At 73.0% G+C, this 13,936-nt stretch carries 13 protein-coding genes; 5 read left to right on the forward strand and 8 right to left on the reverse strand.

The features are described from left to right. Positions 1-49 precede the first annotated feature (49 nt). Positions 50-403 (reverse strand): hypothetical protein, encoded by a 354-nt coding sequence (locus AC5WAM_RS16445; RefSeq protein ID WP_366789193.1) that lies wholly within the window; start codon positions 401-403, stop codon positions 50-52. A gap of 342 nt (positions 404-745) precedes the next feature. Between AC5WAM_RS16445 and AC5WAM_RS16450 the strand changes: the two genes are divergently transcribed. Next, a complete protein-coding gene (locus tag AC5WAM_RS16450; protein WP_495523017.1) occupies positions 746-1,861 on the forward strand; it encodes a C40 family peptidase in 1,116 nt (371 codons plus the stop codon). A 133-nt stretch (positions 1,862-1,994) separates the two neighbouring features. Here the strand turns inward: AC5WAM_RS16450 and AC5WAM_RS16455 are convergent, their stop codons facing one another. Both AC5WAM_RS16455 and AC5WAM_RS16460 read right to left on the reverse strand, forming a co-directional pair. Then, the gene (locus AC5WAM_RS16455) at positions 1,995-2,729 is read right to left on the reverse strand and encodes a LuxR C-terminal-related transcriptional regulator (protein ID WP_366789191.1); all 735 of its coding nucleotides are present in this window, start codon (positions 2,727-2,729) and stop codon (positions 1,995-1,997) included. Continuing rightward, positions 2,726-4,012: a PspC domain-containing protein gene (locus tag AC5WAM_RS16460; protein ID WP_242721310.1), complete on the reverse strand. Its 1,287-nt coding sequence runs from the start codon at positions 4,010-4,012 to the stop codon at positions 2,726-2,728. Before AC5WAM_RS16460 ends, AC5WAM_RS16455 begins: the two co-directional genes overlap by 4 nt. A gap of 216 nt (positions 4,013-4,228) precedes the next feature. Here AC5WAM_RS16460 and AC5WAM_RS16465 point away from each other — a divergent pair, with 216 nt between their 5' ends. Continuing rightward, a complete protein-coding gene (locus AC5WAM_RS16465) occupies positions 4,229-5,557 on the forward strand; it encodes a PspC domain-containing protein (RefSeq protein ID WP_495523018.1) in 1,329 nt (442 codons plus the stop codon). Then, a complete protein-coding gene (locus AC5WAM_RS16470) occupies positions 5,544-5,819 on the forward strand; it encodes a hypothetical protein (RefSeq protein WP_495523019.1) in 276 nt (91 codons plus the stop codon). The genes AC5WAM_RS16465 and AC5WAM_RS16470 overlap by 14 nt, the downstream gene beginning before the upstream one ends. Here the strand turns inward: AC5WAM_RS16470 and AC5WAM_RS16475 are convergent. From AC5WAM_RS16475 to AC5WAM_RS16485, 3 genes are all read right to left on the reverse strand, one after another. Then, entirely contained in the window at positions 5,816-6,343 is a 528-nt protein-coding gene (locus tag AC5WAM_RS16475; RefSeq protein ID WP_495523020.1) for a DoxX family protein, read from the reverse strand. The genes AC5WAM_RS16470 and AC5WAM_RS16475 overlap by 4 nt on opposite strands. Positions 6,344-6,566: 223 nt before the next feature. Continuing rightward, a complete protein-coding gene (locus AC5WAM_RS16480; RefSeq protein ID WP_366789187.1) occupies positions 6,567-7,832 on the reverse strand; it encodes a hypothetical protein in 1,266 nt (421 codons plus the stop codon). A 220-nt stretch (positions 7,833-8,052) separates the two neighbouring features. Further along, a complete protein-coding gene (locus AC5WAM_RS16485; protein ID WP_495523021.1) occupies positions 8,053-8,838 on the reverse strand; it encodes a class II aldolase/adducin family protein in 786 nt (261 codons plus the stop codon). A 163-nt stretch (positions 8,839-9,001) separates the two neighbouring features. Between AC5WAM_RS16485 and AC5WAM_RS16490 the strand changes: the two genes are divergently transcribed. After that, positions 9,002-9,490 carry a pyridoxamine 5'-phosphate oxidase family protein gene (locus AC5WAM_RS16490; protein ID WP_495523022.1) on the forward strand — a complete coding sequence of 163 codons (489 nt, stop codon included), beginning with the start codon at positions 9,002-9,004 and terminating at the stop codon, positions 9,488-9,490. Positions 9,491-9,603: 113 nt separating this feature from the next. Here AC5WAM_RS16490 and guaA read toward each other — a convergent pair whose 3' ends face one another. Further along, entirely contained in the window at positions 9,604-11,193 is a 1,590-nt protein-coding gene (gene guaA, locus AC5WAM_RS16495; protein WP_366789184.1) for a glutamine-hydrolyzing GMP synthase, read from the reverse strand. Between the two features lie 645 nt (positions 11,194-11,838). On the opposite strand from guaA, the gene AC5WAM_RS16500 reads away from it, so the two are divergent. Next, on the forward strand, positions 11,839-12,144 hold the full coding sequence (locus AC5WAM_RS16500) for a chorismate mutase (protein WP_138961362.1): 306 nt from the start codon (positions 11,839-11,841) through the stop codon (positions 12,142-12,144). A 747-nt stretch (positions 12,145-12,891) separates the two neighbouring features. Here the strand turns inward: AC5WAM_RS16500 and AC5WAM_RS16505 are convergent. Further along, positions 12,892-13,764: a hypothetical protein gene (locus tag AC5WAM_RS16505; RefSeq protein ID WP_495523023.1), complete on the reverse strand. Its 873-nt coding sequence runs from the start codon at positions 13,762-13,764 to the stop codon at positions 12,892-12,894. Positions 13,765-13,936: the final 172 nt, after the last annotated feature.

Here is a 13,936-nt window from a genome sequence, read left to right on the forward strand (position 1 = left end):
GAGGTGTCGCTCTTCTACGGAGAGGGCCGAAAACGTGGGCAGCGGGCGGTTACGTCCACAGGACGGCGATGAAGATGTTCGCCGTCGTCAGCGCGCCGACCGCGCCGAACATCGCCTTGTCGACCTTCTCCTCGTCGCGCTTCAGGTACACGAGCCCGAGGATCACGACGAGGACCGCCATCTTGATGCCGATCTTGAGGTTGTTGACCTCGTTGTCGTCGGCCTGGTTCAGGCCGACCAGGGCCACGCCCGTGATCAGCATGGTGAGCGCGCCGTGCAGCATCGGGGGGCTGAAGCGGGCCGTGCCGTCACCCATCGCCTTCATCTGGGTCAGGAAGCCGCCCAGGAGCGAGGCGATGCCGATGATGTGCAGGCCGACGAAGAGATGGATGAGTACGTCCATGGGGCGGAGCCTAACCGGGCCCGTATCACCCCCCTCCAGGCAGGTGGACCACAAACACCACATCGGTCACAGGAACGGGTGAAGCGGGCGCCGACCGGCCGCCGGAGCGGTCGCGCCCGGTCACGAGCGGGCCGCGGGCGCCACTTCCGCACAACAGGTCACGACCCGGTGACGGCGAGGTTTAGCGTCCATGACCGGTGACCGGCTCCCCACCGTCGTCCGGACCAGGGACGGCAGCCGGACATCACCGCCGAGAAGTCCGGCGGCGCCCCGTTCCCCCTGTGCGCGGCGCCGCCGGACCCGTACCCGGACCTGGCCACTGTGGAAGGACGTGAAGCCTCCGTGGCACAGCACCGCAAGCCGAAGCAGCGCTCGCTCAGCGGCCATACGGCCCGTACCGCCGCCACTCTCGCCCTCGCGTCGGCCGCCACGGCGACCGCCTTCGAGGGCACCGGGCACGCCGAACCACGGCTCTCCCTCGGCGAGGTGCGAGCCAAGGTCGACCGGCTCTACCGCGAGGCCGAGGTCGCCACCGAGAAGTACAACGGCGCCAAGGAGAAGGCCGACCGGGCCGAGGAGACCCTGCGGGACCTGCGCGACGAGGCCGCCCGCAAGACGGAGCGGCTCAACTCGGCGCGCCAGGGCCTGGGCTCACTGGCCACCGCCCAGTACCGCGCCGGAGCCGTCGACCCGTCCGTCCAGCTCGCGCTCTCCGCCGACCCGGACGCCTTCCTCGACCGGGCCACCCGCGCCGACCACGCGGGTCGGCGCCAGGCCGCCGAGGTCGCCGACGTACGGCGCCAGGTCAGGGAGCTCGACCAGCTCCACACCGAGGCGGACGACACGCTCGGGGACCTCAAGTCCCGCCAGGCGGAGCTGAGGAAGCACAAGAAGACCGTGACCGGGAAGCTCGGCGAGGCCAAGCGGCTGCTCGCCCGGCTGACCGCCGACGAACGAACGCGCCTCGCCCGCGCCGAGCGCGCCGAGCGCGGTGAAGGCGGCCACGGCACAGCGGGCTCCGACGGCCCCGACGGCCCCGACAGCTCCGGCCGGGCCTCCCGGGACGACGCGCGCGGCGCGGCCCCGGCGGGCGCCGTGAAGGCTCCCGACTCCCGCGCCGCGAAGGCCGTCTCGTACGCCTACAAGGCGCTCGGCAGCCCCTACGTCTGGGGCGCCACGGGCCCGAACGCCTTCGACTGCTCCGGCCTCACCCAGGCCGCCTACCGCGCGGCGGGCGTCTCGCTGCCGCGCACGACCTACGCCCAGATCGACGCGGGCCGCCGCGTCGGACGCTCCGAACTCCGGCCGGGCGACCTGGTGTTCTTCTACTCCGGCATCAGCCACGTCGGCCTCTACGTGGGCAACGGCCAGATGATCCACGCCCCCAACCCCAGCGCTCCGGTCCGGCTGGCCCCCATCGACCAGATGCCGTTCGCGGGGGCCACACGGGTGGCGTGAGGGCCGCACGGAAGCAGGACGGGCGGGAGAAGCCACCGGACGGTCGCGGGGCGGGCAGAGCGTCGGCACGGGACGGGCGAGACGCCGGGGCAGGGCGGGCGAGACGCCAGGGCGGGGCGGGGCCGGGGGCCCGTCAGACGAGCCGTCGGGCCGTCGCCCACCTCGTCAGCTCGTGCCGGTTCGACAGCTGGAGCTTCCTCAGGACCGCCGACACATGCGACTCGACCGTCTTCACGGAGATGTACAGCTGCTTGGCGATCTCCTTGTACGCGTACCCGCGCGCGATGAGGCGCAGGACCTCGCGCTCGCGCTGGGTGAGGCGGTCCAGGTCCTCGTCTACCGGCGCCGCGTCCGTCGAGGCGAAGGCGTCCAGGACGAACCCGGCGAGGCGCGGCGAGAACACCGCGTCGCCCTCCTGCACCCGGAAGATCGAGTCGACCAGGTCGGTGCCGGTGATGGTCTTGGTGACATAGCCGCGGGCGCCGCCCCGGATGACGCCGATGACGTCCTCGGCTGCGTCCGAGACGGAGAGCGCGAGGAACCGCACCGGGTTCTCCGCGTCCGCCATCAACGGCGCGCAGCGGCGCAGGACTTCCACCCCTCCGCCGCCCGGCAGGTGCACGTCGAGCAGCACGACCTCGGGCCGGGTCGCCGTGATCACGGTGACCGCCTGGTCGACGTCCGCGGCCTCGCCGATGACCTCGACGCCCGTGCGCTCGGTCTGGCCGATCTCCGCCTGCACTCCCGTGCGGAACATCCGGTGGTCGTCGACCAGGACGACCTTCACCCGCCGTGCGGCGCCGGTCCCGGCCTCCGCTGCCCCGGCGGCCGGATCCACGGGCCCGCTCGCTTCGGTCGCGTCGCTCATGTCGCCGCCGTCCTCTCCATCTCCAGCTCGACTTCCGTGCCGCCGCCCGGCACCGTGCGCAGCCGCGCCGTACCGCCGTTGCGCTGCATGCGGCCGATGATCGATTCTCGTACGCCCATGCGGTCGTCCGGTACCGCGTCCAGGTCGAAGCCCGGGCCGCGGTCGCGGACGGACACGAAGACCGTCTCCCCCTCGACCTCGGCGAAGACCTGCACCGCGCCGCCCTCGCCACCGTACTTGGCGGCGTTCACCATCGCTTCTCTCGCGGCCTGCATCTGTGCCGTCAGGCGCTCGTCGAGCGGGCAGTCGCCGACGACGACGACCTCGATGGGGACGCCGTGCTTGTCCTCGACCTCCGCGGCGTTGCGCCGGACCGCCTCGGCGAGGGTGTCGGGCTCCTCCGCCTCCTCCTTGCCGGTGCCCTCCGGCTTGTACAGCCAGGCGCGCAGGTCGCGCTCCTGGGCGCGGGCGAGGCGGCGGACCTCGCCGGGACTGTCCGCGTTGCGCTGGATGAGCGTCAGGGTGTGGAGCACCGAGTCGTGCACGTGGGCGGCGACCTCGGCGCGCTCCTGGGCGCGGATGCGCATCAGCCGCTCCTCGGAGAGGTCCTGCGTCATCCGCACGAGATAGGGGCCCGCGAGCAGCGCTATGCCGACGAGCACGGCGAGCGCCGCCTGCAGGGCCGCGCCCAGGTCGGACGCGGAGCCGCGCAGCACGAAGATGCCGGACACGCCGACGCCGACGAGGAGCACACCGGCCGCGGTCCGGGCGATCGTCAGGGTGCGGCGCTTGCGGCCGACCTCCATCCAACGGGCCCGCCGGGCGTTGTCCGCCTGGCGCCAGACGAGGGCGACACCGGCGGCGACGAGCAGGGTCGGCCAGAGGTACGCCTTCGTCGGGCCGCCGAGGTCCACGCTGCCGACGAAGACCATGGCGACGGCGAGCATCGCGAGGAGCGCGACGATCTGGCCCTTGTCCGGCTTGCGGGCGACGAGTCTGCGGCGGCCGTCCGCTGCCGTCTCCGTGGTGACCACGGCGGCGCGCTGGGCGCCGACGCCGCCGACGCCGAGCGGGACGAAGAACCAGAACGCCGCGTAGAGCAGGGCACCGAGGCCGTTCGCCGTGAAGAGTCCGATGAAGATGAGCCGGACCCAGATGACGGGCAGGCCGAGGTGGCCCGCGAGGCCGCGCGCGACCCCGCCGAGCAGGCGGCCCTCACCGCTGCGATAGAGCTTCCGCAGCGGCCGCTCGTCTTCGATGGGTACAGCTGCGGCGTCTGGCATGCCACCGATGGTCACACGGGGGCGGGGCCGGGGGCATCAGGGTCGATCCCCGAGACTCCCCTGATCTCGGGGCCGGTCACGGGGCCGAGGCGGGGCGGTCTCCGGGCGTGGGGCCGGCGTCAGGGGTGCGGCTCCGGGGTCGTCAGGGGCGATATCAGGGTTCGGCCAGGGTTGTCCCGACTGCCGCGGGCGGGGCGGGGCCGTCACCATGGACTCATGACAGATCAGCAGCCCGCGCCGGGTCCACAGGCCCCGCCGCGCGATCATCCGTCCGCGACGGCCGAGGTGCCGGGCGGTCCGGAGGTCGCGCGCGAGCGGAAGTTCCGCCGCGACCCCCGGCACCGCAAGCTGGGCGGCGTGTGCGCGGGCCTCGGCCGGCACTGCGACATGGACCCGGTGATCTTCCGCATCGGCCTGGCCGTGCTCGCGGTCACCAGCGGTCTCGGCCTGGTCTTCTACGGCTTCGCCTGGCTGCTCATCCCTTACGAGGGAGAGGAGGAGAACGAGGCGCGACGGCTGCTGACCGCCCGCGTGGACGGCCACGCCCTGACCGCCGTCCTCTTCGCCCTCGTCGGCTGCGGCGTGTTCCTGACCTTGATCGGCAACAGCGGGGCGCTGACCTTCGCGGCCGTCCTCGGCGTCCTCCTCGCGGGCGCGGGGTACTGGTCGCGCCAGCGCGGCACCCCGGACCCCGACCCCGCGGCCGCCCAGGCCGTCGCGGACGCCCCGCCGGAGACGAAGGCGCCGCCCGTCACCGGGGCCCCGTCATGGTGGCGCACCCCCGTCGGCGAGGAGGGCCCGCCGAAGTACTTCTGGGGCCCCGAGCCGGTCGCGGTGGAGTATCAGCCGCCCCCGGGGCACACCTCGGCGTGGGGCGCGCCTCCCTTGGACAAGGAGCCGCCGGGGCGCCGCGGGCCGCGCTGGATCGGTGGCTGGGTGTTTCTGGCCGCCCTGCTCGCGGCCGGCCTCGGCACGAGCCTGACCTGGGAGGACCAGCCGCTCGTCACCAGCCTGGAGACCGGGTTCGCCTGTGCGCTCGGCGTGCTCGGCCTCGGCATCGCGATCAGCTCGTTCCTGGGGCGCACGGGTGCGGGCTCCCTCGTGCTCGCGGTGATCACCGCCGCGCTCGTCGCCACCTCCGCGGCCCTGCCGAAGAACATCACGGCGGACTGGATACGCAAGGACTGGACCCCGGCCACGGCCTCGGACATCCGCCCTCGGTACGAACTGGGGACGGGCGTCGCCACCCTGGACCTGAGCCGGGTCGACCTCCGCAAGGACCAGACGGTGCGCACGCGGGCGGAGGTGGGCGCCGGAAAGCTGAAGGTGATCGTGCCCGAGGACGCCAAGGTGGACGTGAGGATCGAGGTGGGTGTCGGAGACATCCAGCTGCCGAGCGACGACAGCCAGGACGTGGACATCGCCCCCGGCAAGCAGAAGACGGTGACGTTGGACCCGCCCGCGGGCGTCAAGGGCGAAGGCACGCTCGACCTGCGGCTCGAGGTCGGCGTCGGACAGGCGGAGGTGGCACGTGCTGCGTCATGAGTTCCAGCCGGGCCGGCTGGTCGCGGGCTTCTTCGTGACGCTCGCCGGGCTCGTCTACGCGGGCGACGCGGGCGGTCTGTGGGACACGCCCTGGTTCGTGATCATCCCGATCGTGACGGGAGGTCTGTGCCTCGCGGGCGCCACGGCGACCGTGGCCCACGGCATACGCAAGGGCCGCCGGGCCCGCGCCCCAGGCCGCGAGGACGGGACGCGTGCCATGGGACCGGGCGAGACGCACCCGAGCGGGTCGGGCCGGGGCTAGCGCAGCCGTAGACCGGAGGCGTCGCGGCGCCGGGCGATCCAGGCGTCGACGGAGAGGAAGGACGCCCCGGCGAGCACGAGAGGCAGCCAGGCCATCAGATAGGCGAGGTCGTTGCCGTAGTAGTAGGGCTCGGCGGACCAGCTCATGGTCAGCCAGAGGCTGAGCGAGATCAGCGCGCCGCCGAGCGCGGCGATCCGGGCGAGCAGGCCGATCAGGGTGCCGATGCCGACGGCCAGTTCGCCGAGGGCGATGGCGTAGCCGAAGCCGACGGGGCTCTTCAGGGCGAGGTCGACGAGTTCGGGGAGGGCGGAGATGTCGCGGATGTTGTGCATCTGCTCGCCGATCGAGCCGGGGCCGCTCTCCTGCATGAAGGCGCTGTCGGTGAGCTTGTCCAGGCCCGCGTAGATGAAGGTGACACCGAGGAAGATCCTCAACGGGAGCAGGGCGTAGCGGGTGGCGGTGTCCCGCCAGCCGGTCCGCCGGGCATAGCCGGTGTGGGTGTCCGTGCGCATGCCGTGAACCATGGCTGTCCGCCGCCTCTCCCGTTGAGCCGTCAACTGACGATACGTAGGAAAGGGAGCCGCCGCTCAGTGGCGTGCGGCGGATCGCGCGAGGTGTGCCCGGAAACCACGAGGGGTTGGCGGTTCCGGGCACGCGGGAGGGGGAGCACATGCGTCCATTCGGCGCGGTGCGGGCTGCCGGGCGGTGGGTCGCGCGGTCCGTGCGGAAGCGGGTGCGGCGGGGCGGTCAGTCCGTCACGTCGATGGTGCAGCGGTTGGTCTCGACACCCGCCGCCGTGATCACTTGGACGTCGACGCGGCCGGGTTCGACGTCGACGGGCACGGGCACGGTCAGGACGGTGTCGGACGGGTTGGTGAAGCCCCCGGCGACCGGCACGAGCGGCACGTGGACGTGGACCGCGCCGATGCGGACGGCCATCCGGGCGAGACGGTCCGCGTTCTGCGCGCCGGGGGGCACGAAGCCCGCGCCGCGGATCTCGATGTCGTCGCCGGTGCGGATCGGCGCGTCCAGATCGCCCGCCTCCCGGGCCCGGACGACGGACAGGATCACGGGTCGGCCGCCCTCGGAGTACTTGCCCGCCACGTATGTGGCGGCCGATACGAGCACGAGGAGGGCGAGCCCCCACGGCAGGTCGGGCAGCTGCTCGGGGCGGCGGGCCAGCCGGACGGCGACGAAGACGACGGCGGCGGTGCTGACGAGGAGGTACTGGGCGTCCGCGAAGTGGCCGCGGCCCGAGTCGTCGGTGAGGAGATCGGCGGCCCTGGGCCGGTCGGCGCGCACCTTCTGCAGCTTCTGCGCGAGGACCCTGAGGCCCACGACCCGCCGCACGAGCACGGCGACGGCGCAGACGACGGCGAGGACGGTCACCAGACCGGCGACGCGGTCGAGTTGGAGGCCGTCGATGAGGGCGTCGCGCTCGTCGTCACCGGTGGCCGCGGCGAGTTCACCCGCGAGGACGAGCACGGCGAAGACGACGAGCAACACCCAGGAGGCGGCGACGGCACGCGAGGTGGACAGACGGTTGTCCTCACCGATGACGGGCGCGAGCACGCCGCCGCGCGCGCGGTGCAGATACGCGGCACCGGACAGCAGGAAGGCCACGGCGAGCGCCGCGAGCAGTCCGGCCGTGCGCGTGTCCGTCCAGCCGCTGCCGACGGCCGTGAGCGCCTGGACGAGCAGCAGCGCGACGACGCCCGTCCAGACGGCGACGAGGGTGTACCGCCACAGCCGGGTGAGCCAGGCCGCGCCCTCGGCGCGCCCGCGTTCGGCGACGGCCCTTGCGGACTGGGTCAGCTCGTCCGACACCCACTGGCGGGACGCGCCCGCCGAGTGCACGACGGCCGCGGGCACCCCGTGCCCGGCCGCCAACTCGTCGCGCTTGGCGAGGAACGCGGCCACGGCGCGCCGGTGCCCCTCGCGTGCGCCGTGCGGGCAGTCGCCGCACGTGCAGCCACCCCCGTGCGTACTCTGCCTGACTTCCTGCACCGCCACCGCGTACCCCGCCTTCCCCGCCCTCGGCCGAGGCCGTGATCGAACTCGTGACCGGCTCTGCCGCCGCCCACGCGCTCGCGAACTACCTTGCAATGACTGGGAATTGTGCCGTACGGACGCCTGTGCGCGTTCCGCGGGTCAGGTCAGCGGGGGTGGTCGGAGGTCACGCGTGTTGACGTGGGGTCCGGTCGGGCCCGGCCGGGCGGTGGCTGCGGCGGGTTCAGGCGAGCAGATCGGGTTCGGAGCGGCTGATGTCCTGCCACAGGGACTGGTAGTTGATCCAGGCCACGAGGTCGCCGCCGAGCTGCTCCCGGGTCCGTACGGCCTCCTCGTGGGCGATGGGCACCGGGCGGCCCGCGGCCCGGGCGGCGAGCTGGACCTGGCTGCACCGTTCCATGGAGATGAACCACCAGGCGGCGGCGTCGACGGAGCCGCCCACGGTGAGCAGGCCGTGATTGCGCAGGATGAGTGCCTTGTGGTCTCCGAGGGCGGCGGCGACGCGGCGGCATTCGACGGCGTCCACGGCGACGCCCGTGTAGGTGCCATAGAGGGCATGGCTCTCGTAGAAGGCGCAGGACTCCTGGGTGATCGGCTCCAGGAGTTCACCGAGGGCGGCGAGGGCACGGCCGTGGACGGAGTGGCAGTGCGCGACGGCGACGGCGTCGGGCCGGGCCCTGTGGACCTCGGCGTGGACGGCGAACGCGGCCTGGTTGACGTGGTGACGCCCTTCCACGACCTGCCCCGCCGCGTTGGCGAGGACCAGGTCGCTGACGGTGATGTGCTTGAAGGGCATGCCGAAGGGGTTCACCCAGAAGCAGTCCGGGTGTTCGGGGTCACGCGCGGTGATGTGGCCGGAGACGCCGTCCTCGTAGCCGAGGCGGCCGAAGACGCGCAGGGCACCGGCGAGCCGTTCCTTGCGGTGGCGCCGTTCGTCCTCCGGCCTGTCGTGCACCGGGGGCATGGCGAACTGGAGCCGCTCGACGGGTATGGGTGTGGGCGCCCGCATCTGTCCTCCGTTCCTGGTCGTACGGAGCGGAAGTTACCGCCGGTCAGCGAAGGGCGACAGGGGCCTTCTGTGAAGAGAGTCTGGAGCCGGGTGTGCCGGACGGTAGCGCGGCGGCCGGGAAAAGGAGACAGAAGCTGTCTGGTATCGGTGTCAGGCTGTCGGTATGACAGACAGGACAGACAACTGGAAGGCCTTCGCGACCGCGGAACCCGAGCTGGCCCGCACGGTCGAGGAGCGGTTCGGGGCGTTCACGCACCACATCCTGGCGACGCTGCGCAAGGACGGGTCGCCGCGTACGTCGGGACTGGAAGTCAGGTTCCTGAACGGCGAGTTGTGGCTCGGGATGATGCCGGGTTCGCTCAAGGCGCTCGACCTGCGGCGCGATCCGCGGTGCACGCTCCAGGCGAACCCGGGGTCGGGCACGGAGATGGGCGGCGGGGACGTGCGGATCTCCGGCCGGGCGGTGGAGGTGCGGGACCCGGAGACCGTGAAGCGGTACGCGGACGAGGTGCGGCCGCCGGACCCGTCGGCGTTCCACCTGTTCCGGGTGGAGCTGACGGAGGTCGTGCGGACGGCCATCGAGGACGAGAAGTACCTGGCCGTGCAGCTGTGGAAGCCGGGGCAGCCGGTGCGCACGACACGGCGGACGTGAGAACGCCGGTGCCGCCGTCCCCGGCGGGGGCGGCGGCACCGGCGTTCAGGCGTGGGCGCGCGGGCGGGCCGTGCGGCCCGGACCGGCCGTGGGGCGGGGCCCCGACGGTCGGGTCACTCCCACTCGATGGTGCCCGGCGGCTTGCTGGTCACGTCGAGGACGACGCGGTTGACGTCGGCGACCTCGTTCGTGATGCGGGTCGAGATGCGGGCGAGCACGTCGTACGGCAGGCGGGACCAGTCGGCCGTCATCGCGTCCTCGGAGGAGACGGGGCGCAGCACGATCGGGTGGCCGTAGGTGCGGCCGTCGCCCTGGACGCCCACGGAGCGGACGTCGGCGAGGAGCACCACGGGGCACTGCCAGATCTCGCGGTCGAGACCGGCGGCGGTGAGCTCCTCGCGGGCGATGGCGTCGGCCTCGCGCAGCAGGTCGAGGCGGTCCTTGGTGACCTCGCCGACGATGCGGATGCCGAGGCCGGGGCCCGGGAAGGGCTGGCGCTGGACGATCTCGTCGGGCAGGCCGAGCTCCTGGCCGACCATGCGCACCTCGTCCTTGAAGAGCTGGCGCAGCGGCTCGACGAGCTCGAACTCCAGGTCCTCGGGGAGGCCGCCCACGTTGTGGTGAGACTTGATGTTGGCGGTGCCGGTGCCGCCGCCGGACTCGACGATGTCCGGGTAGAGCGTGCCCTGGACGAGGAAGGCGACCTCTTCGCCGTCGGCGGCGCCCTCGGCGATGATGTCGGCCTGCGCCTGCTCGAAGACGCGGATGAACTCACGGCCGATGATCTTGCGCTTGGTCTCCGGGTCGGAGACGCCGGCGAGGGCGGTGAGGAACCGCTCCTGGGCGTCGACGACCTTCAGCTGCACGCCGGTGGCGGCCACGAAGTCCTTCTCGACCTGCTCGGTCTCGCCCTTGCGCATCAGGCCGTGGTCGACGTACACGCAGGTCAGCTGGGAGCCGATGGCCTTCTGCACCAGGGCGGCGGCCACGGCGGAGTCGACGCCGCCGGACAGGCCGCAGATGGCGCGCTTGGTGCCGACCTGGGCGCGGATGGCGGCGACCTGCTCGTCGATGACGCTGCCGGTGGTCCAGGTCGGCTTCAGGCCCGCGCCGCGGTAGAGGAAGTGCTCCAGGACCTGCTGGCCGTGCGTGGAGTGCATGACCTCCGGGTGGTACTGGACGCCGTAGAGCTTCTTCTCGTCGTTCTCGAAGGCGGCGACGGGGACGACGTCCGTGGAGGCGGTGACGGCGAAGCCCTCGGGGGCGGCGCTGCACGCGTCGCCGTGCGACATCCACACGGACTGCTCGGCCGGAGTGCCCTCGAAGAGGGTGGAGCCGGGCTTGGAGACGCTGAGCGGGGTGCGGCCGTACTCACGGGCACCGGTGTTGTCGACGGTGCCGCCGAGGGTGGTGGCCATCAGCTGGAAGCCGTAGCACATGCCGAAGACGGGGACGCCCGCCTCGAACAGGGCGCGGTCGACCGAGGGGGCCTCCTCCGCGTACACCGAAGACGGGCCGCCGGAGAGGATGATCGCCGCAGGGTTCTTGGCGAGCATCTCGGAGACCGGCATGGTGCTCGGCACGATCTCGCTGTAGACCCGGGCTTCGCGGACGCGGCGGGCGATGAGCTGGGCGTACTGCGCTCCGAAGTCGACGACCAGGACGGTGTCGGGAGCGGCGGCAGCGGGAGTCGCTGAGGACACGGCGGCGGCCTTCCGGCGTTGAGCGTGCGCAGGAGGTTCGTGAGCGGAAGGGTGCACGAGGGGTGCGCGCGCGGTTGGAGCTGGGGTTCGTTTTGTCGATTCTAACGGGCCCGGCCGTGGCGCCTTCGTCGTATCCGACGGACGACGGGCCCGCGGCCCCGGTGGCGGGGCCCCTCCGCGGCAGCCCCCGGCCCCGCTCCGGGACCCGCTCCACCCCGGCACGGGGTCCGCTGGAGGCCGGGCCGAGGGCTGCCGCGGCAAGGGAGAGGGCGGGCAGCGGGCGCGGCGGCGGGGCCCGCCCTGCGCCCACCCGTTCCGCCCTCCTGGGCCGTCCTCCTGGGCGGAGGGGCCGCCCCCGGGAGAGCAGGAGTGCCGTGGCCGAGCGGGCGTCTCAGCATGCGAGCCAGCTCACACCCGGTTTGACCCGCCGCGCACGCCTGGGGGCATACTGGCTCCGTGAACAAGCACCTCGGCTTCCTCTTTACCTATGGCAACCGGCCCGCCGGCTGCCATGGTCGAGCTGCTTGATCTCCTGACAAGCGACTTCCCAGGCGCCCCGGGCCGAAAGGCCCGGGGCGTCCTGTCGTTTCCGGGCCTTTCGCCCCGGGGCACCCCCGCCAGACCACTCCAGCGAGGAGCCCCGCCATGACCGCCACCACGCAGCAGCCCACCACCCCCGCCGAGCGGACGGGAGCCCGTACGCCCGAAGCCGCCGAGCTGATCGGCGGCGCCCGCGAACGGATCGACGCGCTCGATGACCGGATCATTGGTCTGGTCCAGGAGCGGATGGCGGTCTCCGCGGTGATCCAGGAGGCCCGCATCAGTTCGGGCGGGCGGCGGGTGAACCTCTCGCGCGAGATGGAGATCCTCGCCCACTACCGGGACGCGCTCGGCAAGCCCGGCACCGCGCTCGCGATGACGCTTCTGGAGCTGTGCCGCGGCCGCGTCTGAGACCACGCGGCACCGCACGGCCGCCATGCCACAGCCCCACCGCGGCCCGCCGCGGCCCACCACAGCCGCGCCGCAAGGGCCACCGCGGCCCACCGCAAGGGGTGTCCGGCGCGGGCACGTGCGCACGCGGAACCGCTGCGCCACGGACCTGAGTTCGGACGCCTTCTCACCCGTACGGCGCGTGACCGGTTCCCGACGGGCTTCGTTGGTCCCGGTGTCCGTGCCAGCCAGGGGCGGGCGGCCCGAAAGAACCACGCGTGGCTCCTCCGCTGGGGCGATGAGGCGTACGGATCGTTCGTACGCCGTGGGACCTCGCCCCAGAGATGTGACCGGACGGCAGGGGACAGCAGCCCGGTCACCCAGGGAACGGTCGGCTCCGGGGACGCCCGGAGCCGACCGGCCTCCAGCTCTCCCGCCCAGGTGTTCCCCTAGGGCACAAGTGGATGTAGTCGAAACGGTTGCGCAGAGAACCGGCCATCCTCCACGATGCGTAGAGGGAGAGCGGGCAGCCGCCCCTTGCAGAACTTCATTGCCATTGGTCTAAACCAGCCGTGCGCCGCTTGCGCGCCGGGTCGGCCACCGGCACACGAACCAGCGGCGTACTCCCCCCGGCGCCGCCCCGAAGCACCGACGCTGCCCTGACGTCGGTGCTGACAGCCAAGGGCCCCGCGGATCCGTCCCGCGGGGCCCTTCGCTCGTTCGGCGGGTGGCGTCGCCGGGGAAGCCCGAGGACGCCACCCGCGTCCGCTACTTCACCTTGGCCAGTTGCGCGTCCATGACCGCCGCCGGAACCTTCGGCTGGGCGTCCGCCCTGTCCGCCGTCGGCCGGTCGGGCCCGCCGTCCTCCCGGCTCTCGTCGTCGCGCGCCACGCTCTGGGGGTCGTACAGGCTCGACGCGGCGAAGGACACGAGCGTGGATCCCTTGCGCACGACGGTGACCGTCCAGCGCTTCACGAACTCGCCCTGACGGACGCCGAGGCGGTAGCCGACGGCCTCGTCGCCCTTGTCCGGCGCGGTCAGCGCCTTGACGCCCGAGTAGCGCAGGTCGCCGGTGCGGAAGGTCGCGCACTTCTCGGCCTTGGTCGCCGCGCGCAGATCCGCGAGGGCCCGCTCGGCCGCGCCCTCGTCGTCGTACGCGTACAGCTCGACGTCCGTCGTCGACAGGTCGCGGGTGCTCTTGCCGGTGACCGTGCGGCCGACGTGCCCCTTCGCCCCAGGCGGCGTGGCGGACGTCAGGAGGTCCGCCAGCGGGGCGCAGGCGGCCGGGGAGGCCGCCGCACCGGCCCATGCGGCCTCCAGCTTGTTCGGCTTGCGCGGCGTCACGTCGTGGCCGCGGACGTCGCCCTTGGCCAGGGAGGCGGCCGTCAGCTTCGCCGGCGCGCCGCCACCGCCCGAGGAGCCGTCCGACGCACCGCTCGACGAGCCGGCCGACCCACCGTCTCCGTCAGCCGCGCCGGTCCCGCCCGACTCGCCGCCACCCGACCCCTTCGGCTTCGCCTGCTCCGTCGACGACTTGGCCCCGTCGCGGCCGCCGCCGTCACCGCCGCCGCACGCCGCGGTCAGGCCCAGCGTCGCCACGACCGAGGCGGCCACCACCACACGCGACACAGCTGACTTCACGTTCCCCCACTTTCACCCTTGCTCGCCCCCGCGGGCTTGCGGACCCATCGCCCCCGCGGACTCGTCTCGCCCCCGCGGAGCCCTGCCCGTCCCCACGGAGCCTTGCGTGCGGAGTCACCCGCACCCCTTCTACGACCGAAGATCGCCGCGGGCGGTTCCACGGATCGGCATC

The sequence above is a fragment of the Streptomyces sp. JLYT201 genome, assembly GCF_059448825.1.